The organism is Dactylosporangium sp. NPDC000244 (genome assembly GCF_040300725.1).
Classification (GTDB): domain Bacteria; phylum Actinomycetota; class Actinomycetes; order Mycobacteriales; family Micromonosporaceae; genus Dactylosporangium.
Genome location: NZ_JBEPEH010000048.1, coordinates 1 through 22,110 on the forward strand (window position 1 = coordinate 1; position 22,110 = coordinate 22,110).

Here is a 22,110-nt window from a genome sequence, read left to right on the forward strand (position 1 = left end):
CGCTCGACCGCGTCCTTCTCCATGACGACCTTGACGCCGTTGAAGGTGGGGGTGCTCGCCTTGCCCAACGACACCGGGAAGTCGAAGACCTGCTTGCCGTCGGAGGTCACGACCATCCGCAGGGTGCCGCCGTCGACCTTGCCGATGTTCGCCGCACCGGTCTTCATGTCGAGGGTCAGGCTGTTGTCGTACACCAGCCCGGTCCCGCCCGACTTCCCCTTCGTGTCGAGGCTCATCGCGATCGAGGCGTGCGCCGGCCAGTACTCGGCCGGGCGGTAGTGCGCCTCGATCGGGTAGCCGGAGTAGATCGTGGACTTCTGGAAGTACCACGCGCCCTGGGCGGGCTCTCCGTTGACGGTGACCTTGGTCGCCGCGCTGAAGTCCTTGGCGCTCGTGATCGACGCCGACAGGTACGCGATGATCGGCATGCCCACGCCGTACGTCGCCCCGTCCTTCTCGTACAGCCGCACGTGCACCGGCTTGCCGGTCGGCGCCGGCGACACCGACGGTGACGCGGCGCCGGCCGACGACGGCGCACCCGACCACGAAGCCTGCGGCGCGGAGTTCCCGCCGCACGCCGCCAGCCCCAGACCGAGACTGACCAGGAGCGCCGTCACCCGCCAACGGTGAGAAGATCTCATGGCCTCGACGATGCCCCCGATGCACGCCCGCCGCCACCTCTGCCCGGATCGGCCACATCACAATCGTCCGATCCTTCACCGTCCGTAGCCGCACGGACGCTATGCGCCCGCACCAGTGTCCCGACGCCCGATTGACGGCCGCCCGGAGTCAGGGCCAAACTGCGACTCATGCGGCTCGATGAGTATCTGGCCCGGAACGCCGTGCCCTCCGCCGACCCCGAAACGCCGCCCCGCACCGCCGACCCGGCCGAGCCGGTGCTGCTCGCCGGACGGCTGCTCAGCTCCACCGACGCCGAGCTGCGGGTGCTGCTCGGCAGCGTCGTCGCCCGCGTGCCGCACGACGCGGTGGTCGACATCGAGCCCGACCCGGCCCCGCCGACCGTCGAGCCCGGCGCCGCCTACGTGCGCCTGCGCGTGCGCGCCGATCAGGAACTCACGCTGGAGGCCGTCGCGGCGGCCCGGGCTCTGGCTGGGGCGGGGCTGCGCCCGATGGTGGCCGCGCAGGCGTCGCTCGCCCCGCTGTACCGCGTGTACGGCGACCGTGGCAACACCGGCGGCGACCTCAGCTCATCCTTCTGGCACACCGCGATGCGCACCGATCCGTGGGTGGCGCGGGCCGAGCCGCTGTCGTACAGCACCCGGGTACAGACGGCCGCCGAGTGCCGGGTCCCCTGCGACGTGGCCACGGTCGGCGACGGCGGCGTCGTCTCCACCGACCACGACATGTGCTACGTGGCCGACTGGCACTGGGACACGACGGTCGACACCGGCCCGCCGGCCCCGTGACGGCGATCTGCATCCTGTCCAGCGCCGAGGATGTCCACGCCCGGCGGGTCTTCGAGGAGGTCGCCGGGCTCGGGGCCGACGTCGCCATCGTCGATCTCTCCGGCGCCCGCGAGCTGACCTTCGACGGCGACGCCGTCCGGGTCGACGACGCCGTGATCGACGGTGGCACCGTGGTGTGGTCGCGGCGCCCGGGCCAGCGTGAGGTGGACGCGCGCGTGGTCGATCACCGCCTGGTCACGTTCGTGCAGCACCAGTGGCAGCACGGCTTCCACGGCGCGGTCGCGGCCACCGGCTGCCGGATCGTCAACGACCCGCAGCGGGAGCGGCGGGCGCAGTACAAACCGTGGCAGCTGGCCGTCGCCGCGGCGAGCGGGCTGCGGGTGCCGCGCACGCTCGTCACCAACGCGCCGGGCAAGGCCGAGGCGTTCCGGGCCGAGCTGGCCCGGCTCGGCCACCGCACGATCTTCAAGCCGCTGACCCCGCTGCTGTTCCACCTGGGCGAGACGCGCGAGTTCACCGAGGGGCTCGCGACCGGCGAGACGCTCGAACTGGCCCCGGTGATCTTCCAGCAGTGCGTCGAGCGGGGCGTGGACCTGCGCCTGTTCGTCGTCGGCGACCGGGTCGTGCCCGCGGCCGTGCGCAGCCGGCACGACGAGCTCATCGACTGGCGCGTCGACCCCGACGCCGCCTACGAGCCGGCCGAGCTGCCGCCCGCGACCCTGCGGTCCGTCGCCGCCGCGGTCGCCGCCATGGGCCTGGACACCGCGAGCGTCGACCTGCGTCTCGACGACCGCGGCGACCTGTACTTCTTCGAGGCCAACCCGGCCGGCCAGTTCCTGATGCTCGAGCCGCCGCTGCAGGTCAACCTCTCCCGGATACTCGCCGAGCACCTGATCGCCCAACGGACCGGCTGACAGCCGTCCAGTGGCGAGCGCCGGTGCCCGAATGCGGGACTGGGTCTTCGAGGTGTCGATGGAAGCCGTTCACCGCCAGGTATCCACACGTACAACTGGCCTCGGTTAGCTGCCGATCATGATTGGAGGGCTCCGGCCGACAACGGCCGAGCCGGTCCCGCTCGCCCCCGTCGCCGCGGACAGTCGCGGCTCGGCGAGGCGTGCCCGCCGGCGACGGACACTGCGCGAGGCGGCCGTGTTCGTCGCGCTGGCCGTGCCGAACATCGCGCTGATCGTCTGGTTCACCTACCGGCCGCTCGTGCTCAACGTGTACTACTCGACGCTCGACTGGACCCTGGGCTCCGACACGGCCCGGGCGGTCGGCCTCGACAACTACACGCAGTTCTTCCAGTCCGAGGAGGCCGGGCAGGTCTTCCTCACCACCGCGATGTTCACCGTCGCGACCGTGGTCCTGTCGATGGGTCTCGGGCTGCTCGTCGCGCTCGGGCTCAACCGCAAGGTCCGCGGCGCCGGGCTGGCCCAGGCGACGGTGTTCTCGCCGTACGTGCTGTCCGGCGTCGGCGTCGGGCTCGCGTGGCAGTACATCTTCGACCCGACCGTCGGCGCCCTCGGCGCGATCGTGCGCGGCTTCGGCGGCACCAGCCCGGAGTGGTTCAACGACGAGACGCTCAGCCTCGTCATGGTCGTCATCGTGTACGTCTGGAAGAACCTCGGCTACGCGGCGGTGATCTACCTCGCGGGGCTGCAGGCCATCTCGTCCGACATCCTCGAGGCCGCGGCCATCGACGGGGCGGGGCCGGTCCGCAAGTTCTTCTCCGTCACGTTCCCGCTGCTGTCGCCGACGACGTTCTTCCTGCTGGTGACGAGCATCCTCAACTCGCTGCAGGCCTTCGACCTCATCCGCGCGATGACACCGCTGGGCCGCGGCACCACGACCCTCATCTACGACGCGTACCTGCGCGCCTTCGGCGGGTACAACCAGGCGGGCTATTCGGCGATGCTCTCCACGGTCCTGTTCGTGCTGCTGGTCATCCTGACCCTCGTGCAGCTCGTCGTCCTCGAGCGGCGGGTGCATTACCGGTGAGCACCGCCGAGGCGAAACCGCTGTCCCGCCGCAACCTCGCGGCCACGCTGGTCACGGGGTACGTGCCGATCCTGCTCGCCATTCTCGTGGTGATCCTGCCGCTGGCGTACATGATCCTGTCGTCGTTCAAGACGCCGGCCGACGTCATCACGCGGCAGCTCGTCGTGCTGCCGAACCCGTGGCACCCCCAGAACTACGCGGACGCGGCCCGGGTGGTGCCGCTCGGGCGGCTGTTCCTCAACTCCGCGATCGTCACCGTCATCGGCGCCGGGATCAAGGTCCTGCTGTCCGTGCTCACCGCCTACGCGCTGGTGTTCGTCCGCTTCCCGGGCAAGCGGTACGTGTTCTTCGCCGTGCTCGCGACGCTCATGGTGCCGCCGCAGGTGAGCGTCGTGCCGAACTTCACGTTCATCAGCAGCCTCGGCGGCCAGGACACGTACTGGGGCATCATCCTGCCCGGGCTCGGCAGCGGATTCGGGACGTTCCTGCTGCGCCAGGCGTTCCTGCAACTACCCGCCGACGTGCTCGAGGCGGCCGAGACCGACGGCGCCGGGCACTGGCGGCGCCTCTGGCACATGGTGGTACCGATGGCCGCCCCGAGCATCGCCACCGTCGCGCTGGTCAACATCGTCTTCGAGTGGAACGACTACCTGTGGCCGCTGGTCATCGTGTCGAACCCGCAGATGATGACGCTGCCCGTCGGGCTCACCCTGCTGCACAACAGCGAGAGCGCCGCCGCCTCGTACGGCATCGTCATGGCCGGCACCGTCATGGTCCTGCTACCCGTCCTCGTCGTCTTCGCCGCGCTCCAGCGGTACATCGTCACCGGCCTGACGCAGGGCGCCGTCAAGGGATGACCACGCAAAACTGCGCTGTTCTCTAGAGAGGTAACCAACCATGTCCTTGTCCAAGCCGCAAGCCACCGAGCTCAGCCGGCGGCGGTTCCTCGGCCTCGCCGCCGGCGGGCTGTCGGCCGCGGCCCTGGCCGCGTGCGGCGGAGGCCCGTCGACGACCTCGACGGACTCCTCCGCCAAGCCGGATACCCTCGACTACACCGGCGTCAAGCCGGCGGGCAACATCACCTTCTGGTCGTCGAACCCCGGCTCGTCGCAGGAGGTGACCCAGCAGATCATCGACGCGTTCCACGCCAGCCAGTCCGACATCAAGGTGCAGCTGGTCTCCGCCGGGTCGAACTACGAGGACATCGCGCAGAAGTTCCAGGCCGCGCAGGCCGGCGGCACGCTGCCCGACGCGGTCGTGCTCTCCGACGTGTGGTGGTTCCGCTACTACCTGCAGGACTCGATCGTCCCGCTCGACGGGCTGTTCAAGGCGCTCAACTGGGACACCAGCGACTTCCGCGAGCAGCTGCTCACCGACTACAAGTACAAGGACTCGATCTGGGCCGTGCCGTGGGCGCGCTCCACGCCACTGTTCTACTGGAACAAGGCGCACTTCGCCGCGGCCGGGCTGCCGGACCGGGCGCCGAAGACCTGGGACGAGTTCGCCGAGTGGGCGCCGAAGCTCAAGTCGGCCAACGCCGGCCTGCAGAACGCGTTCCAGCTGCCGGCGCTGGCCGGATACGCCGGCTGGAGCTTCCAGAACAACCTCTGGGGCACCGGCGGCGGCTGGTCGGCCAAGGAGAGCTTCGACCTCACCTGCGACAAGCCCGAGTCGGTCCAGGCGCTGCAGTTCCTCGCCGACGCCGTCTACAAGGGCAAGTGGTCGGGCGTCGCCGGCAAGGACTCGACCCAGGACCTGTCGGCCGGCGCGGTCTCCGCGACCGTCGGCTCGACGGGCAGCCTCGTCGGCATCCTCAAGACCGCCAAGTTCGACGTCGGCGCCGGCTTCCTGCCCGGCGGCCCGAAGGACACCTCGCCGGTGTGCCCGACGGGCGGCGCCGGCATCGGCATCCCGAAGAAGATCAAGCCGGAGAACCAGGTCGCCGCGGCCACCTTCATCAAGTTCCTCACCTCGCCCGAGAACACGCTGAAGTTCGCGGCCGCGACCGGATACATGCCGGTGCGCAAGTCCGCCGACCCGTCGTCGCTGATCGCCAAGGCGCCCCAGTCGAAGGTCGCCATCGACCAGCTCGCGGTGACCCGCAACCAGGACTGGGCCCGGGTGTTCCTGCCGGGCGCCGACCAGGAGATGGCCAACGCCTGCGCCGAGATCCTGACCAAGAACGGCGACGTCCAGGCCCAGATGACCAAGCTCAAGGGCACCCTCGAGGGCATCTACAACTCGCAGGTCAAGCCGCACCTCAAGTAGCACGGTGTCACGGCGGCCGGCCCCGGCCGGCCGCCGTGACAGAGGCGTGACAGGCGGGTGTCAGGGCCCGCGCCGATCGTTGTCGGCATGAACGGATCAGCGATCACAGCCTCGGGGCTGCGCAAGACCTTCGGCCGCCAGGTCGTCCTCGACGGCATCGACCTCGACGTCCCGGCGGGCTCGATCTTCTCCCTCCTCGGCCCGAACGGCGCCGGCAAGACCACCACGGTCAACCTCCTCACCACCCTCATGCAGGCCGACGGCGGCACCGCCCGCGTCGCCGGGCACGACATCGCCGCCGAGACCAAGGCCGTGCGCAAGGCCATCGGCGTCACCGGCCAGTTCGCCGCCGTCGACGAACTGCTCACCGGCCGCGAGAACCTCCGGCTCATGGCCGACCTCAAGCGGGTGCCCGACGCCGATCGGGTCGTCACCGGGCTCCTGGAGCGCTTCGACCTCGCGGACGCCGCGCCGAAACTGGCGGCCACGTACTCCGGCGGCATGCGCCGCAAGCTCGACCTGGCGATGACGCTCGTCGGCCGCCCGCAGATCATCTTCCTCGACGAGCCGACGACCGGGCTCGACCCGCGCAGCCGCCGCACCATGTGGGACATCGTCCGCGAGCTCGTCGCCGACGGCGTCACGATCTTCCTCACCACCCAGTACCTCGACGAGGCCGACCAGCTCGCCGGCCGCATCGCCGTGCTCGACCACGGCCGCATCGTCGCCCACGGCAGCCCCGCCGAGCTCAAGCGCCAGGTCCGCGGCAACCACGTCCGGCTGCGGTTCCCCGACCACACCCAGCTCGAGGCGGCGGCCGGAATCCTGCCCGACGCCACCCGCGACGAACACGACCTGACCCTGCGGGTGCCCGGCGACAGCGACGTGCGCTCGCTGCGGGCACTGCTCGACCGCCTCGACACCCACGGCATCGCCATCGAGGAGTTCGCCGTGCACACCCCCGATCTCGACGACGTCTTCCTGGCCCTCACGGGCCGCCCGACCGCGGAGGTGACCCAGTGAGCGCTGTGACCGACTCGGCCATCATGCTGCGCCGCAACTTCAAGCACACGCTGCGCAACCCCGTCACCGTGTTCAACGCGGTGCTGTTCCCCATCGTCATGGCGCTGATGTTCGTGTACGTCCTCGGCGGCGCCTTCGACGTCGGCGTCAAGTACATCAACTACGTCACCCCGGGCCTGATCATCATGGCCGTCAGCTACGGCCTGGGCGCCACCGCGACGGCCGTCAACGCCGACATGACCACGGGCATCATCAACCGGTTCAAGGCCATGGACGTGTCCCGCGCCGCCGTGCTCACCGGGCACGTCGTCGAGACGACGCTGCGCGCGGTCGTCGCCGTGGCCGCCATCGTCGGCGTCGCGTTCGCGATGGGCTTCCGCCCCGCCGCGAGCCCCGTCGACTGGCTCGCCGCGGCCGGGCTCGTCGTGCTGCTCGCCTTCGCCGCCAGCTGGCTCACCGTCGCCCTCGGGCTGGCGGCCAAGAGCGCGGAGTCCGCCGGACTGGGCACCGTACCGCTGATCATGCTGCCGTTCCTGTCCAGCGCCTTCTCCCCGGCCGGGACGATGGCGACCGGCGTCAAGCAGTTCGCCGAATACCAGCCGTTCACGCCGATCATCGAGACCCTGCGGGGCCTGCTGACCGGCACCCCGTCGACCGGCACGGCCCTCGCCGCGGTCGCCTGGTGCGCGGGGATCGGGCTCGCCGGCTACCTGTGGGCGCTGCGCTCGTTCAAGCGGCGAGCGTAACCTCGGCCAGCTCCCGCCAGCTCGATTCCGCACCCTCCCGAGCCGCCTCGGCGTACCGCGCGTCGCCGAGGCGGCTCCGCGCGTCCCGCTCGATGCCCGCCATCCGCGGATGCGACCGGTCCGGCAGCCCCCGCACCGCCGCCGCGGCACCGAGCAGCCGGGCCGCCTCCTCCGGCCGGTCCAGCCGCAGCGCCAGATCCGCGACCCCGACCACCACGTGCGCGATCGTCTGCAGGTAGCCGATCTCGGCCGCCGCCGCGACCGCCGCCGCCCGGTGCACCCGCGCCTTGCCGAGATCGTCGGTGACGTAGCCGAGCAGATCGTGGACCACCGCCCGGTTGCTGGGCCAGTCGGCCTCCGGCCCGAGCAGCGTCCTCGCGACCGCGATCTGCCGGCGGGCCTCCTCGCCGTCGCCGGCCGTCGCCGCCAGACCGGCCTTCGCCAGCGCGAGATCGGCGAGCGCGTCCGGCCAGGTGACCCGCTCCGCGAGCCGCTCCGCCTCCGCGATCGTCGCCGCCGCGGCCGCCTCGTCCCCGGCCAGCCGGTACAGCGGCGCCAGGCGCGCCCGGGTGCGGATGATGTCCTCGGCCGAGCCGAGCTCGACGGTGACCGCGATCGCCTCCTCGAACAGCTCGCACGCGGTCGCGAACTCGCCCCGCGTGGCGACCCGGTCCGCCAGCTCCGTCAGCGCGAACTGGATCCCGTACCGCTCCCCGATCGCCCGGAACTCCGCCAGCGCCAGTTCGAGGAACGCGTCGGCGTCCCGCCCGCCGTGCCCGAGCACGATCCGCATCTTGCCCAGCTGCAGCCGGGCCAGCGCCCGCGCCCACGGATCCTCGGCGTCCAGCAGCGTCTCGAATGCGGGCAGCGCCTGATCCGCGCCCTGTAGCATCCGCTCCAGCGGCGCGATGAACTCCAGCAGCGGGTCGCTGGACTGGCCGCGCCCGCCGAGCTCGTACGCCTCATGGATGTACTCCGCCGCGTGGTGCTCGTCGTTGCGGCCACCGCTGGCGAACATCCCCATGAACGCCAGCGCCCGCGCCCGGATCAGGTCGGGCACCGCGCCCGGCAGCCGGATGGCGGCGCCCAGCAGCTCGATGCCCTCGGCCTTGTGCCCGGCGAGCCACCAGTAGAAGCCGGCGCCCGCCCCGAGCCGCATCGCCGCGTGCGCGTCACCGGCCGCGATCGCGGCGCGCATCGCCGCCGCGATGTTGTCGTGCTCCGCCTCCAGCACCGCCAGCCACTGCAGCTGCTCGGCCCGGCGCAGATGCGGGTCCGCGGCCTCGGCCAGCTCGATGCAGCACGCCAGGTGCGCGCGCCGGGCCAGATCCGTCTCCCCCGCCTCGGCGAGGCGCTGCGCCGCATACTCCTTGATCGTGCCGAGCAGCCGGTACCGCGGCGCGCCCCCGCCCGCGACGACCACCAGCGACTTCTCCGCCAGCGACGTGAGCAGCTCCAGGACCAGCTCCGCGTCGAGGCCGTCACCGGCGCACACCCGCTCGGCGCCCTCCAGGCTCGCCCCGCCTGAGAACACCGACAGCCGCCGCAGCACCGTGCGCTCGTCGTCGGTGAGCAGCTCCCAGCTCCAGTCGACCATCGCGCGCAGGGTGCGGTGGCGCGGCAGGGCCGTACGACTCCCGCCGGTCAGCAACCGGAAACGGTCATCGAGCCGGTTCGCGAGCTGCTCCACCGACATCGTGCGCAGCCGCGCCGCGGCCAGCTCGATCGCCAGCGGCATCCCGTCCAGCGCCCGGCACACTCGCGCCATCGTCGCCAGGGTGTGCTCGTCGGCCGTCAGATCCTGCCGTACCGCCCCCGCCCGGTCCCGCAGCAGCCGCACCGCCGGCGAGGCCTCGATCGCGTCCGGCCCGGCATGCCCGTCCGGCAGCCCCAGCGGCTCGACCGGCCACAGCGCCTCACCGGTGATGCCCAGCGGCTCCCGGCTCGTGGCCAGGATCCGCAGCCGCCGGCACCGGCCCAGCACCCGGTGCGCGAACCCGGCCGCGGCCTCGATCACGTGCTCGCAGTTGTCCAGGATCAGCAGCGCCTCCCGGTCCCGGACGGCGGCGATGAGCCGGTCCTCCGGGTCCGCGTCGGGCGCGCCGCCCAGCAGTGTGTCCCGCAGCCCCAGCCCCGCCAGCGCCGCCTGCGCCACATCGGCGCCCGCCCCGATCGGCGCGAGCTCGACCAGCCACACCCCGTCCGGCATCGCCCCGGCGAGGGTCCGCGCCGTCTCCGCCGCCAGCCGCGTCTTGCCCGCCCCGCCCGGCCCGGTCAGCGTCGTGAGCCGGTGCCCGGCGACGAGTTCCCGCACCGCGGCCACGTCGGCGTCCCGCCCGATGAATGTGGTCAGCTCGGCCGGCAGGTTCGTCTTGCGGTTCTCCTCCCGCCGCCCCAGCTCGCCCCGCAGCAGCGCCACGTGCAACGCCGACAGCTCCGGCCCCGGATCGACCCCCAGCGAGTCGGCCAGGGCCTCCTTCGCCCGCTGGAACACCAGCAGCGCCTCACTGTCGCGCCCCGCCGCCGCCAGCGCCCGCATCAGCGCCCCGGCCAGCCGCTCCCGCACCGGGTGCGCGGCCACCAGATCGGTCAGCTCGGTGACCAGCTCGGCCCCGCCCCCGTGCCCGGTCTCGGCGTCGAAGCGCTCCTCCAGCGCCGCCAGCCGCATCCCCTCGAGCCGCCCCGCGGCCGCGTCGAACGCCGCACTGTCCGGCAGCCCCACGTCCTGCATCGCCGCGCCCCGCCACAACGCCAGCGCCTCACGCACCTGCCCGGCGCCCAGCAGCCGCTCGAACCGCACCGCGTCCACGTCATCGGCCGGCACCGCGAGCCGATACCCGTCCGTGTGCCCCTCGATCGCCCCGTCCGGCAGGTCCTTCAAGGCCTTGCGCAGCCGCGACACCAGCCGCTGCAGCGCGTTCGACGCGTCCGCGGGCGGCTGCTCGCCCCAGATCCAGTCGACGAGCGTCGCCTTCGGCACCGCGTGCCCCGCCCGCAGCGCGAGCGCGGCCAGCAACCCGCGCAGCCGGGCCCCCGGCACGTCGGCGAGCACGCCGTCGTCCGCACGCACCTCAAACGGTCCCAGGAGCCGGATCTGCACGCGCAGATTCTGCCACGCGCCCCGCTGGCCGGATTCCGCCGGTCTGTGGCACTCTCGCCACTCCCGCCCCGTTACGAACCGATCTACGGTCGATCGCCGTGACCAAAGTCCTGCTGTCCATCCACGTCCTGGCCGCGATCGTCGCCGTGGGCCCCGTCACGGTCGCGGCGAGCATGTTCCCGCCCGCCGCCCGCCGCGGCGACACCGCCACGCTGCGGCTGCTGCACCGCATCTGCGTCGTCTACGCGCTCATCGGCGTCGCCGTGCCCGTGTTCGGCCTGGCCACCGCCGCGAACCTCGGCGTGCTCACCGACGCGTGGCTGCTCACGTCCATCGCCCTGACCGCCGCCGCGGCCGCCCTGCTCGGCCTGGTCATCCTGCCCCGCCAGCGCCGCACCGCCGACGGCACCGACGGCACCGACCCCGGCCCCCTGGGCATGCTGACCGGCGTGTTCAACCTGCTCTGGGCCGTGGTCGTGATCCTGATGATCGTCCGCCCCGGCTCCACCACCGGCGCGTGACGTGGCACCGATCACGCTGCTGCGCACCGCTGCCCTCGCCGAGCTCGCCAGCCTCGCCGTCCTCCTCGCCAACCTCGCCACCGTCCACCTGGCGCCGGTCGCCTCCCTCGTCGGCCCGATCCACGGCTGTGCCTACCTGCTCGTCATCGGCACCACCTGGCATCTGACCCGCACGGCGCCCGCCACCCTGCTCGCCGCGGTCCCGGTCCTCGGCGGCGTCCTCGCCCTGCGCCGAATTCGGGACCTTCGGCCCTGACGGCCGGGCGCGGCCCACGCGCACGCTCGGGACATGAGACGAGACGCGAGGTGCCCGTTGCGCAGGGGCGAGCCGTGCACGCTGTGCGTGCCGGGCGCGACCGGGCCGGCCGACTGCCCGACGGTCTACCTCGTGATGTCCGACCCCGAGCTGCGCGACCAGCTCCACGCGTTCCAGCGCACCGCTCAGGAGGTGAACACGCCCCAGCCGCGCGGCGGGAGCTGAATCCGGGTGCCGTCCAAGGTGGCGGGGCCGGCCGCGCGGGACTCGGCGCCGGCCGACGGCACCGCCGCCGGGTCGTCGGCCAGGTTCAGCGCCGTGATCAGGGCACCCGAACCGGTCGCCGTGCGCAGGACCGCCTGGCGGTTGTCGAGGTGCACCACATCCGTGTGGGCCCGCACGACCCACGGACGCGCCCGGCGCACCGCCAGCAGCTCCCGGTGCAGGCGCACCACGTCGTTGTCCTCCGGCGGATGTTCCGGAAACTCCGGTCGTACGGCGTCGTCGCCGCCCAGCCGCTGCTCCTTCACGCCCGTCCAGCCGTACTCGTCCCCGGCGTAGACGCTCGGCACGCCCGCGACCGTGAGCAGCACTGCCAGCGCGTGCGGCACGAAGTCCGCCCCGACCGCCGAGGCGATGCGCGTCACGTCGTGGTTGCCGACGAACGTCGCCGGGACGAACCCGGCGAGCAGGTCGTTGTGGCGCTTGAGCGCGTGCGCGAGCTCGAAGAGGTTCCGGTCCGCGATGCCGTGCCAGATGCCCTGCCACAGCTCGTACTGCGTCACCGAGTCCATGGTGGACTCCCGCACGATCGCGGCGTAGTCGCCGTGGATGACCTCGCCCACGAACCAGGCCCCCGGATGCCGCTCGCGGACGCGGGGCAGGACGGCGGCCCAGAAATGGGGCGGCACCGCGTACGCCGCGTCGAGCCGCCACCCGTCCGCGCCCCGGTCGAGCCAGTGCTCCATCACCCGCACCACGAGATCGGCGACGGCGGGACTGTCGTGGTCGAGCACGACCAGCGAGTCGTGGCCCTCGAACACCTCGTCCCTGGTCCCGGGCCGCCCCACGAGGGGGTGCGCCCGGCCGACGTGGTTGAACACCCCGTCGAGCAGGACCTTCAGCCCGCGCTCCCGGGCCGCGGCGACGAGCCGGTCGAAGTCGGCGTCGTCCCCGAGCCGCGGGTCGATGCGGAAGTGGTCCACGGTGTCGTAGCCGTGCGTCATCGACGCGAAGACCGGCCCGAGCGCGATGCCGTCCAGCCCGAGGCCCACCACGTGGTCCAGCCAGTGCTCGATCCGCCCCAGCCGGTGCACGACCTGTTCCGCGGCATCGGTACCGTCCGGGCGCACCGGGGAACCGACGAAGCCCAGCGGGTACACCTGCCACCAGCTCATGAATGCCCAGCATAACGGCCCCGATCCGTCCGGGCCCGGCTCGGTGGGCAGCGAGTACCGGGCCCGGACGGGTCATCCACGCCCTACACCAGGCCGCGCGCCGAGAAGGCGGAGCGCGTGGCCTGAGCGGCCGCGGAGCCATAGAGCCGCCGCGCGGCGGGTGCCGGGATGGCGGCGGCCGCCACCGCCACCAGAGCAATGCTTCGATGCATGCACCAAGTGGCGGGGCGGGCGGCCGGAGCGTTACACGCGCCCGGTGCGCCGGCTGCTCGGCGGCACCGGCGACCGGGGGCCGCGCGTCGGCGACGCCTCCGGTGCGGCACCGCCCAGCAGCCGCCGGCAGAACTCGTCGATCGCCGGCTCGCCCGGCCCGCCCGCGAGTTCGGCCAGCTCACGGCGCTGCGCGGCGGTGATCGGCCCTGACCGCGGATCGGCGCGGAACGCCTGCCAGGCCCGGCAGGCCTGCGCCGGCGGCACCGGGTCGGCGCCCGCGGAGCCGCTCGGCTCGGGTCCGGCCGGGACGGCGCGGGGGCTCGGCGACCGCTTCGGCCCGGGTGGTGCCGTGCTCGGGACCGGGCTTGCACCACCACCACCGCCACCACCGCCGCCGTCGTCGAGCCACGAGCGAACGGCGGCGGGCAGGTGACCGGTGCCGGCCGCGAACGCCGTGCCGCCGACCGACACCGCGGCGAGCGCCGCCAGCGCCGCGGCGACAAGCCGGCGACGGCGCCGGACCGGGCGGTAGGCGCCGCGGAACCCGGCCACGGCCTCGGCCTCGCCCGCGACCTCGTGTGGCTGACCCGGGGCGGCCGCCGCCCTCAGCAGTGGGCGGAGCCGCGGGTCGCGCACCTCATCAAGATCCATATTCGCCGTCCTCATCGCGGTGCGCCAGGACCTCGGGATGATCGGCGAGCCGCCGCAGCCCGCGCATGGTGGCCACCCGGACGGCGCCGGGGCGCTTGCCCAGCACCCGGGCGGTGCCGGCGACGTCCAGACCGGCCACCACGCGGAGCATGACGGCCTCCGCCTGTTCGCGGGGCAGGGTGGCGATGATCCGCACGGCCCGGTCGGTGTCGCTGAGCTCCACGACGTCGGCGGCGACATCGCGCGCGACGTCGCCGCCGGGCACGTCGTCGACGGACCCGTACGACTCCTCGTGGCGGCGCCAGGCCCGCCGGTTCTCGTCGATGCCGCGATGCCGGGCGACCCGGAACAGCCACACCCGGAACGCGACGGCACCCCCGCGGAAGCCGGCCAGGTCCCGCGACACCTGAAGCCACGTCTCCGACGCGACATCCTCGGCGACATCGCCGCAGACGACCCGCAGGTACCGCAGCATCGGCGGGTGCAAGGCGCGCCACAGCACCGCGAACCCGCCCGGGTCGCCGCCGACCGCCGCCGCGAGCGGGCCGGCGAGCTCCTCGTCGCGAATCTCGCGCATCGATGCGGTCATCTCGCCGCCGCGGCGAGGCCCGTCCGCGCCACGGCCTTCCAGCGCTGCCGCCCGCCCAGCAGCGCCGCCACGGTGCCCTGCACGACGACCAGGTACAGCAGCTGCCGGTAGACCACCTGCTGCAGCGGAACGCTCCACAGCGGGGCGAGCCGCTCGCCGTCGAGCCGCAGCGCGTACGCGGTCGTCGCCAGCTGCAACGCGGTGAACCCGCCCCAAACCGCGAGCACCTGCGCCCACGGCAGGAACACGGCGCCGTACACCGCGTAGACGTCGACCAGCGGCGCGGCCAGCGGCAACAGCACCTGGAACAGCACGAGGTAGAGCAGCCCCCGCCGGCCCATACGACCGGCGCCGCCCCGCTCGAACACCGCCCCGCGGTGCTTCCAGGCCGCCTGCATGGTGCCGTAGCACCAGCGGTACCGCTGCCGCCACAGCTGCCGCAGCGACCCCGGCGCCTCGGTCCAGGCGACGGCGTCGTCCGCGTACACCGCCCGCCAGCCGCAGCGCTGCACCGCCATGGTCAGATCGGTGTCCTCGGCCAGCGTGTCGCCCGCCACCCCGCCGGCATCGCGCAGCGCCTCCCTGCGGAACGCACCGATGGCGCCGGGAATGGTCGGCATGCACTCACCCAGATCGAACAGGCGCCGGTCCAGGTTGAACCCGACCACGTACTCGAGGTGCTGCCATCGCCCGAGCAGCCCGCCGCGGTTGGCCACCTTGGTGTTGCCGCTGACCGCGCCGACCGCCGGATCGGCGAACGGCTGCACCAGGCGCCCGACCGCGTCCGGCTCGAAGACGGTGTCGCCGTCGACGAGCACGAGCAGGTCCCCGCCGGCCGCGGCGATCCCGGCGTTGAGCGCGGCCGGCTTGCCCGCGTTCGCCTGTCGCCGCAGCCGCACCGCGGGCAGCTGCCGGGCCAGCCGGTCCACGATCGCCGCGGTGTCGTCGGTCGAGCCGTCGTCGACCACGACGATCTCGCAGCCCGGGTAGTCGTTCGCGGCCAGTGACCGGACGGTCGCGGCGATGTTCGCGGCCTCGTTGAAGGCCGGCACGATGATCGACACGCGACCCAGGTAGCGGGCCGGCCCGCGGCGGCGCCGCACCCGGCGGGCGTGCCGGCGAGCCGCCCAGACCTGCGCCGAGAGCCGCACCAGCGCCAGCACGGTGCCGACGATCACGATCCATTGGACGGCGGCCGCCAGCAGGCGTCCGGCCGTCTGGCTCCACCGCAGCGCGGTGCCCCGCGCGACCATCCCGGCGCTCGCCGCCGGTGCGGACAAGCCGAGCCCCTCGGACACCGTGACGAACCGGCCGCCGGCCCCGGCCAGGATGCGGCGCGTCGCCTCCACGGTCTGCGAGCGGTCGCCGCCACCGTCGTGCAGCAGGATCACCGCCCCGGCGCCGGCCGGGTGGCCGGCGGCGTTGTGGACGATCGCCTCGACGCCGGGCCGTTCCCAGTCGCGGGTGTCGCGGTCGGTCAGCACCGCCAGGTAGCCGTCGACGGTGGCCGGCATCGACAGGTACGGCGGGCGCATGAGCACCGGCAGGCGCCCGGTCGCCGCCGCGATCGCGTTCGCGGTGAGCGCGAGCTCGGCCCGCTGGCGCCACGACGGCAGTGCGGCGAGATCCGCGTGGGTGAACGTGTGCACCCCCACCTCGTGACCCTCGTCGACCATCCGGCGCACCAGCTCCGGGTTCCGGTTCACCTGGGCGCCGACGACGAAGAAGGTGGCGTGCGCATGGTACTGCCGCAGCACGTCGAGCACCTGCGGCGTCCACCGCGGGTCCGGCCCGTCGTCGAAGGTGAGCGCGAGCGTCCCGGCCGGCAGCCGCAGCGCCTCCGTGCCGCCGGTGCCGCCAGTGCCAAAAGTGCCGAAGCGCAGCACCGGACCGTCGGCGGCGGCGCGCGGGCCCGGGGCGGCCGGCCCCTCGGCGGCGACGCCGCCCGCGTATCCGTTGAGACACAACTCGGCCAGCACGATGGCGACGCCGAGCAGGAACAGCAGCCAGTGCGCCCGCGGCTCGCGGCGGGCTCGATGCCGTCGCACCCTTACCGGGTCCGGCTCGGCTTCGGATTGCCGGGCTTGCTGGAGGGGCGGTTCCCGGGCCGGGCGGTCGTGGTCGCGCCGGTCGGCGCCGGGGTGGTGGAGGCGCCGGTGACGGCCCGGCCGACGGGCGGCGCGGACGTGCGCACCCGTGACTCGGGAGTTGTGGCGGGCGCCACTCCCGCCCCGCCCACGTCGCCGCGTTCCAGCAGCCCTTGGCGGCCGCTCGGCAGTCCGGGCAGCGGCCCGGGCGACCAGCCGACCAGGCCGGCGACGAGCAGCGCTCCGCCGGCCGTGAGCAGCAGGCCGAAGGCGGCGCCGAGCACGGTGAACAGCCGCCGGCGCCGGCCGCGACGATCCATGAACACAGGTTCCACGAGGCAAATGGCGGACCGGTGCCTCTGTGCGTTACACCGGCCGGATCACATGTCGACCGCCACAAACACGTCGAATAGATGGCGGACGGGCGGGTAACCCTGATGGTGCAAGCAGCACGCACGAGCGAGGAAGGAAGGAAATCCCCCGTGACTTCCAACCAGACCAATGGCGCCACGTTGCTGGGCCGCGAGGTGTACGACCGCGACGGCGACAAGATCGGCAGTGTCGGCCAGGTGTACGCGGACAACGCGGGCCGGCCGACGTGGGCGAGCGTCAGCACCGGGCTCCTTGGCATGCGCCAGTCACTGGTGCCGCTGGCCGGGGCCACGAGCCGCGAGGACGGCGTGCAGGTGCCGTTCGACAAGGCCACCGTCAAGGACGCGCCCCGCGTGGACCACGAGGCCGACCAGCCGCTGACGAGCGAGCAGGTGCAGGAGCTGTACCGGCACTACCAGCTCCAGATGGACCCGGCGAGCACGACGCGGTACGACCGCAACCGGAACGTCTACACGGACACCGAGCCGATGGACGTCATCGAGACGGAGGACGACCTCCCCGGTGACGAGGGTCGCCGGCGTCTCGCCTGATCGGCCGGCGTAAACGGACACGGTGCCGCCCCGGGATCCCCGGGGCGGCACCGTTTCACATGTTCGCCAGCGCGACCGCGAACACCGCGGCCGACGCCGCGAGCAGCCCGCCCAGCGTGCCCCCATGAGATCCGGCGGCGACGCGACGGGGCACGGCGGTGACGCGTCTCACCGGCCCGCCGGGACGTCGGCCGCCCAGGACGCGAGCAGCGCGAGCGCGTGCGCCGTCGGCGAGTCGGGCTCGGCGGCGTAGATGGTCAGCGTCAGGCCCGGGTCGCCCTGCAGGTCCATGCTCTCGTACGCGAGCGCGAGGTCGCCCACGACGTGGTGGTGGAAGTGCTTGACCCCGGCGCCGTGGATGCGCACGTTGTGCGCGCCCCAGCGGCGGCGGAACTCGTCGCTGCGGGTCGACAGCTCGCCGACCAGGTCGTGCAGGCCCTTGTCGTGCGGGTCGATGCCGGCCGCCGTGCGGAGGTTGGCCACACTCATGTCGGCGAAGCGGCTCCAGTCCGGGTAGAAGCGGCGGGCCGCGCTGTCGAGAAACGTGAACCGCGCGAGGTTCGGCGGGTTCGCCGGGTCGGCGTACAGGTCGGCGTGCATGGCCCGGCCCAGATGGTTCGCCGCGAGCAGGTCGGCGCGGTTGTTCACCACGATCGCGGGCGTCGTGATGGCGTCCAGCGCCCACTGCAGGCTCGGCCGCACGCCCCGCGCCTTCGGCCGCCGGCTCGGCCGCAGCAGCGCGCCGCCGCCGTTGGCCTCCTGCGCGAGGCGCATCAGGTGGGCCCGCTCGGCGTCGTCGAACCGCAGCACGCGGGCGATCGCCTCGAGGACGCCGGCCGACACCCCGGCCAGCGAGCCGCGCTCGACCTTGGCGTAGTACTCGACGCTCATCCCGGCCAGCGCGGCGACCTCGCTGCGGCGCAGCCCGGGCACGCGGCGCTGCCCGGCGGCCGGCAGCCCGGCCTGCTCCGGCGTGACCCGGGCCCGGCGGGACGTGAGGAACTCGCGCACCTCGACTCGGTTGTCCACCCCTCGAAGGTACGGCCCGCCGGTCCGCCCTGGGGTGTACCGCTGGTACACCTCTCGCTGGAAACTCCCGCAAACGCGCCGGACAGGGTTGACTGGACACCGCTACCTGAACGTCTGCACCGGAGGACACCTTGCTCACCGTCAACGCCATCGCCGCGACCTCGGCCACCGACCCGCTCGTGCGCACCACCGTCGAGCGTCGCGACCTCGGCCCGCGCGACGTGCTCATCGAAATCCGCTACGCCGGCATCTGCCATTCCGACATCCACACGGTCCGCGGCGAGTGGGGCACGGTGCCCTACCCGCTGACCGTCGGGCACGAGATCGTCGGCCGGGTCGCCGAGGTCGGCGCCGAGGTCAGCCGGCACGCCGTGGGCGACCGGGTCGGGGTCGGCTGCATGGTCAACTCCTGCCGCGAGTGCGAGAACTGCCGGGCCGGGCAGGAGCAGTACTGCCTCAAGGGCAACGTCGGCACCTACGGCAGCCTCGACCGTGACGGCACCGTCACGCAGGGCGGCTACTCCACGCACGTCGTCGTCGACGAGGACTTCGTGCTGCGGGTGCCCGAGGCGATCCCGTACGAGGCCGCGGCCCCGCTGCTGTGCGCCGGCATCACCACGTACTCGCCGCTGGCCCACTGGAACGCGGGCCCGGGCACGAAGGTCGCCGTGGTGGGGCTCGGCGGGCTCGGCCACATGGCCGTGAAGATCGCCGTCGCGATGGGGGCCGAGGTGACGGTACTGTCGCAGACCCTCGGCAAGAAGGACGACGGTCTCGCCTTCGGCGCCGGCGACTACCAGGCCACCAGCGACCCGGCGACCTTCGAGGCGCTCAAGAACCGGTTCGACCTGATCATCAACACGGTCAGCGCCCCGATCGACATGGCCGCCTACCTCGGCCTGCTGCGCCTGAACGGCACCCTGGTCAGCGTCGGCGCCCCGCCGCAGCCGCTCGAGGTGCCGGTGTTCGCCCTGTTCCGCAACCGGCGCACGTTCGCCGGCTCCAGCATCGGCGGCATCGCCGAGACGCAGGAGATGCTGGACTTCTGCGCCGAGCGCGGGATCGCCCCGGAGGTCGAGGTCATCGGCGCCGACGCGGTCAACGAGGCCTACGAGCGGGTGCTCGCCTCCGACGTGCGGTACCGCTTCGTCATCGACATCGACACCCTGCGCTGAACCGGAAAGCCCCGCACACCTGGCATTGATGTTGCACAATGCCAGGTGTGCGGGGCATCGTCGCGCCCGGGGCGTACTGGGTCGGGGTCATCGCGGTCGTGCTCTTCGGGGCGCTGACCGCCGGGGTGATGGCCGTCCTGGTCGTGCACGGCTCGCAGGCGTGGCGGTACGGCCGCGCCCCGCTGTGCTCGGCGACCGTCGCGTCCGGGTGCCGGGACCGGGAGACCGTGACGGTGCTCGACGCCGGTCCGGTCGACACCCGCGAGGGCCGCAGCCGTGACCTCTTCCGGCTGAACACTGCGAACGGCGTCGAGGTGCTCGTCCCCGATCCGCCGCGCGAGTGGCGGTCGGTGCCGCCCGGCGGGATCGTCGTCACGCTGGAGCGCTTCGACGACGCGATCGTCGCCGTCTCCGCCGGCGGGCAGACCCGGAGCACCATCGACAGCCCCGGCGACCAGTTGCCCTTCTTCGTGCCGGCGGTCCCCGTCGCGGCGGGATTGACGTGGTACGCCGCCGCGTTCGCGGGGGCGGCGCGGGGCGGCCGGCGCGTGACGCGGCGGCCACGGGCCCGGCGGGTCGCGCTGGCGATCGTGATCGGCGGGTTCGTCGCGTTCTTCGCGGACCTGTTCACCGGGGTGTCGCTGTCGATGCCGGTCGTGCTGGCCGTGCAGGGCGCGGGCACCGTGCTGGCGCTGGCGGTGCTCATGCGCCGGCGAACGGCCAGCGCCCCTCCTCGCCCGACTCGACGAGCGGGATCATGCTGAACGCCCCGTCGGACAGCCCGCCGAACGTGTGCCGGTTCGGGCCCGCCGGGGCGTGCGCGACCCGGTACCCGGCGAGGTTCCACGTGTAGACCGGCACCTCCTTCGGCACCGCGGCCGCCACGTTGCCGGAGCCGTGGTAGTGCGCCTGCTCGTCGGTGAGGATGACGACGCGGTCGTGCCCGTCGTAGTGCTCGCGCACCGCCCGCTCGGTCATGGTGCCGTGGCCGATGAAGTACCCGCCCTGGCGGAACCGGCGCACCCCCGCGAGGACCGGCTCGCCGGGCACGGACGGGAACACCTTGCTGCCCCACGAGTACGACACGATCGTCGGCTCCTGCGCGCGGGCGGCGAGCGCGATGCCGAACACCACGGCCGCGTCCCAGAACTTCAGCGTGCCGTCCCTGCTGAACGGGTTGTCCATCGAGGCCGACGTGTCGATGAGGACGAGCAGCCGCCCACCGAGCGCGGGCACGTTCGGCAGCGCGTGCTGCAGCGCGGTTTCCAGCGCGCCGGACCACCGCGACCGCCGCACCGCGTTGGACGCGGACAGGAAGCGCATCGGCAGCACCCGCGACGCCGCGACCTCGCGGGGATCGGCCAGCCGCGCGGCCACCTGCGCGGCGACGGCGTCGCTCACCCCGGCCGCGTCGAAGTTGCGCAGGTTGCGCAGCAGCGCGAAGTAGCCCATGGTCGGCGCGATCGACTCCCACGCGCGAGCGTCCATCGTGGACTGACGCCACCCGGCCAGCGCCTCCCATGTCATGCCGGCCGCGCGCAGCAGCGCCGGATCGCCGGCCGCCGCCCGCTCCTCGACCGGCACCGCCATGAGCGCGGCCCGCGCCGCGACGACCGGCAGGGACGCCGGCGGGTCGCCGCCGCGCCGGTGCCGCCGGTCGAGCGCGTGCCGGAACAGCTCGCCCTGCCGCTCGTCCCGCGCGACCGGATGGGTCAGCTCGATGACGTCGCCGAAGCGCACCGCGCGCTGGTCGGAGTCGTACTTGAGCAGGCTCCGCTCGTGGTAGAGCCGCACCACGGCGTCCGCGATGCCGCGCTTCACCGGCTTCGGCAGCGAGCGGCCGTAGCGCGACAGCCAGTACGCGACCGCCTCGCCGGGCTCGTCGGCCCGCCGCAGCGCCGAGCTCACCACCGCCCGCGACCCCGGAATCCCGGCGGCGAGCTGCGCGCGGGCCCCTTCGAGCGCCGCGACGACCGAGGCCGTGCGCAGCATCGCCCCGGTCCTCAGCCACGGCACGAACCGCGCGAACCACTCGGGATCGGCCACGGCGACGTCGGCCACGAGCGCCCGGAACCGCGCGTCGCGCGCCTCGGCGGCCTCGTAGAACGTGTCCTCACCGACCATGTTGGACACTGCGAGCAGGAACAGCTCGGCCCGCGGCTCGCGCTCGAACCCGGCGGCGCCCTCCTCGGTGCGCAGCGGCTCGACGACGGGCTGCCACCGCACCGGCCACGGCCGCCACACGACCTTGACGTCGAACTCGGAGCCGTAGTCGGGCCGCTCGTGCTGGTTCTCGCGCAGCTTGAGGTTGAATCTGGGCACAGCGATCCCCCGGAATGACACCACATGTCGACTGCGAAGCATGGTTGGAGGGGTCGAACCTCCGCCGGGATGCTGTGCTGGGCGCTCCCCGAGACCAATGCGGCGACGGTGCTTTGTTTTCGGTAAAAGGAAGGAACCGTAGCCTTCGCACCGGGAAGCGCCCGATCACCCTAGGCGCGCGAAGTTCGCAGACGCAAACCATTTATTCCATGGCTCGGGCCGCGTCACCTGCGGACCGTTGCTCCCGCCAGACATCCCGGCCTCCGTGGGTGGCAAGAACCGCACCGGGTCCGACGCGCAGCCGCATGCGCATATCGCAATGCGATGTCTCGTTATCCGAAATGACAACGCGTATCGTCTCCGCGTCCACCCCGGTCGTCGAGGA

23 protein-coding genes are annotated in these 22,110 nt (G+C 73.2%); 13 read left to right on the forward strand and 10 right to left on the reverse strand.

Translation table 11 applies throughout. The features are described 5' to 3' along the window. Positions 1-617, reverse strand: a 617-nt coding sequence (locus ABT369_RS47855; RefSeq protein WP_350623535.1) for an Ig-like domain-containing protein, incomplete at its 3' end; no start/stop codon positions are given. A gap of 192 nt (positions 618-809) precedes the next feature. Here ABT369_RS47855 and ABT369_RS47860 point away from each other — a divergent pair. The 7 genes from ABT369_RS47860 to ABT369_RS47890 all read left to right on the forward strand — a co-directional run bounded on the left by ABT369_RS47860 (position 810) and on the right by ABT369_RS47890 (position 7,462). Then, positions 810-1,427, forward strand: a complete 618-nt coding sequence (locus ABT369_RS47860; RefSeq protein WP_350623537.1) for a hypothetical protein — start codon at positions 810-812, stop codon at positions 1,425-1,427. Then, positions 1,424-2,341, forward strand: a complete 918-nt coding sequence (locus ABT369_RS47865; RefSeq protein WP_350623539.1) for an MvdC/MvdD family ATP grasp protein — start codon at positions 1,424-1,426, stop codon at positions 2,339-2,341. The genes ABT369_RS47860 and ABT369_RS47865 overlap by 4 nt, the downstream gene beginning before the upstream one ends. Positions 2,342-2,459: 118 nt before the next feature. Beyond that, positions 2,460-3,425: a carbohydrate ABC transporter permease gene (locus tag ABT369_RS47870; protein WP_350623541.1), complete on the forward strand. Its 966-nt coding sequence runs from the start codon at positions 2,460-2,462 to the stop codon at positions 3,423-3,425. Continuing rightward, the gene (locus tag ABT369_RS47875; RefSeq protein ID WP_350623543.1) at positions 3,422-4,282 is read left to right on the forward strand and encodes a carbohydrate ABC transporter permease; all 861 of its coding nucleotides are present in this window, start codon (positions 3,422-3,424) and stop codon (positions 4,280-4,282) included. Before ABT369_RS47870 ends, ABT369_RS47875 begins: the two co-directional genes overlap by 4 nt. A 40-nt stretch (positions 4,283-4,322) precedes the next feature. Next, positions 4,323-5,693, forward strand: a complete 1,371-nt coding sequence (locus ABT369_RS47880; RefSeq protein ID WP_350623545.1) for an ABC transporter substrate-binding protein — start codon at positions 4,323-4,325, stop codon at positions 5,691-5,693. A gap of 87 nt (positions 5,694-5,780) precedes the next feature. Continuing rightward, positions 5,781-6,716 (forward strand): ATP-binding cassette domain-containing protein, encoded by a 936-nt coding sequence (locus ABT369_RS47885; protein ID WP_350623547.1) that lies wholly within the window; start codon positions 5,781-5,783, stop codon positions 6,714-6,716. A 23-nt stretch (positions 6,717-6,739) separates the two neighbouring features. Further along, the gene (locus ABT369_RS47890; RefSeq protein ID WP_502891922.1) at positions 6,740-7,462 is read left to right on the forward strand and encodes an ABC transporter permease; all 723 of its coding nucleotides are present in this window, start codon (positions 6,740-6,742) and stop codon (positions 7,460-7,462) included. Here ABT369_RS47890 and ABT369_RS47895 read toward each other — a convergent pair. Beyond that, positions 7,446-10,562, reverse strand: a complete 3,117-nt coding sequence (locus tag ABT369_RS47895) for an ATP-binding protein (protein WP_350623551.1) — start codon at positions 10,560-10,562, stop codon at positions 7,446-7,448. The two genes, ABT369_RS47890 and ABT369_RS47895, sit on opposite strands and share 17 nt — an antisense overlap. A gap of 98 nt (positions 10,563-10,660) precedes the next feature. Between ABT369_RS47895 and ABT369_RS47900 the strand changes: the two genes are divergently transcribed. Genes ABT369_RS47900 through ABT369_RS47910 form a run of 3 tightly spaced genes read left to right on the forward strand, consistent with a single transcriptional unit; the run spans position 10,661 to position 11,564 of the window. Next, on the forward strand, positions 10,661-11,083 hold the full coding sequence (locus ABT369_RS47900; protein ID WP_350623553.1) for a hypothetical protein: 423 nt from the start codon (positions 10,661-10,663) through the stop codon (positions 11,081-11,083). A 1-nt stretch (position 11,084) separates the two neighbouring features. Next, positions 11,085-11,339 carry a DUF3817 domain-containing protein gene (locus ABT369_RS47905; RefSeq protein WP_350623555.1) on the forward strand — a complete coding sequence of 85 codons (255 nt, stop codon included), beginning with the start codon at positions 11,085-11,087 and terminating at the stop codon, positions 11,337-11,339. A 33-nt stretch (positions 11,340-11,372) separates the two neighbouring features. After that, complete coding sequence (locus ABT369_RS47910) at positions 11,373-11,564, forward strand: DUF6767 domain-containing protein (protein ID WP_350623556.1); 192 nt, start codon at positions 11,373-11,375, stop codon at positions 11,562-11,564. Here ABT369_RS47910 and ABT369_RS47915 read toward each other — a convergent pair. The 6 genes from ABT369_RS47915 to ABT369_RS47940 form a co-directional block, all read right to left on the reverse strand. Continuing rightward, positions 11,525-12,736, reverse strand: coding sequence for an alpha-amylase family glycosyl hydrolase (locus ABT369_RS47915; RefSeq protein WP_350623557.1), 1,212 nt, complete (start codon positions 12,734-12,736; stop codon positions 11,525-11,527). The genes ABT369_RS47910 and ABT369_RS47915 overlap by 40 nt on opposite strands. An 83-nt stretch (positions 12,737-12,819) precedes the next feature. Next, positions 12,820-12,948 carry a hypothetical protein gene (locus tag ABT369_RS47920; protein WP_350623559.1) on the reverse strand — a complete coding sequence of 43 codons (129 nt, stop codon included), beginning with the start codon at positions 12,946-12,948 and terminating at the stop codon, positions 12,820-12,822. A gap of 31 nt (positions 12,949-12,979) precedes the next feature. Beyond that, positions 12,980-13,600: a hypothetical protein gene (locus tag ABT369_RS47925; protein ID WP_350623561.1), complete on the reverse strand. Its 621-nt coding sequence runs from the start codon at positions 13,598-13,600 to the stop codon at positions 12,980-12,982. Continuing rightward, positions 13,590-14,189: an RNA polymerase sigma factor gene (locus tag ABT369_RS47930; RefSeq protein ID WP_350623563.1), complete on the reverse strand. Its 600-nt coding sequence runs from the start codon at positions 14,187-14,189 to the stop codon at positions 13,590-13,592. Before ABT369_RS47930 ends, ABT369_RS47925 begins: the two co-directional genes overlap by 11 nt. After that, positions 14,186-16,237 (reverse strand): bifunctional polysaccharide deacetylase/glycosyltransferase family 2 protein, encoded by a 2,052-nt coding sequence (locus ABT369_RS47935; protein ID WP_350623565.1) that lies wholly within the window; start codon positions 16,235-16,237, stop codon positions 14,186-14,188. The genes ABT369_RS47930 and ABT369_RS47935 overlap by 4 nt, the downstream gene beginning before the upstream one ends. 2 nt (positions 16,238-16,239) lie before the next feature. Continuing rightward, positions 16,240-16,596 (reverse strand): hypothetical protein, encoded by a 357-nt coding sequence (locus ABT369_RS47940; protein WP_350623567.1) that lies wholly within the window; start codon positions 16,594-16,596, stop codon positions 16,240-16,242. Between the two features lie 162 nt (positions 16,597-16,758). Between ABT369_RS47940 and ABT369_RS47945 the strand changes: the two genes are divergently transcribed. Further along, the gene (locus ABT369_RS47945) at positions 16,759-17,199 is read left to right on the forward strand and encodes a PRC-barrel domain-containing protein (protein ID WP_350623569.1); all 441 of its coding nucleotides are present in this window, start codon (positions 16,759-16,761) and stop codon (positions 17,197-17,199) included. Positions 17,200-17,367: 168 nt separating this feature from the next. On the opposite strand, the gene ABT369_RS47950 is transcribed toward ABT369_RS47945, so the two are convergent. Continuing rightward, positions 17,368-18,228 carry a helix-turn-helix transcriptional regulator gene (locus ABT369_RS47950; protein ID WP_350623571.1) on the reverse strand — a complete coding sequence of 287 codons (861 nt, stop codon included), beginning with the start codon at positions 18,226-18,228 and terminating at the stop codon, positions 17,368-17,370. 131 nt (positions 18,229-18,359) lie between these two features. Here ABT369_RS47950 and ABT369_RS47955 point away from each other — a divergent pair, with 131 nt between their 5' ends. Both ABT369_RS47955 and ABT369_RS47960 read left to right on the forward strand, forming a co-directional pair. Continuing rightward, positions 18,360-19,403, forward strand: a complete 1,044-nt coding sequence (locus tag ABT369_RS47955; protein WP_350623573.1) for an NAD(P)-dependent alcohol dehydrogenase — start codon at positions 18,360-18,362, stop codon at positions 19,401-19,403. Between the two features lie 47 nt (positions 19,404-19,450). Further along, complete coding sequence (locus ABT369_RS47960) at positions 19,451-20,167, forward strand: hypothetical protein (protein WP_350623575.1); 717 nt, start codon at positions 19,451-19,453, stop codon at positions 20,165-20,167. Here ABT369_RS47960 and ABT369_RS47965 read toward each other — a convergent pair. Further along, on the reverse strand, positions 20,106-21,725 hold the full coding sequence (locus tag ABT369_RS47965) for a TROVE domain-containing protein (RefSeq protein ID WP_350623577.1): 1,620 nt from the start codon (positions 21,723-21,725) through the stop codon (positions 20,106-20,108). The genes ABT369_RS47960 and ABT369_RS47965 overlap by 62 nt on opposite strands. Between the last annotated feature and the right edge of the window lie 385 nt (positions 21,726-22,110).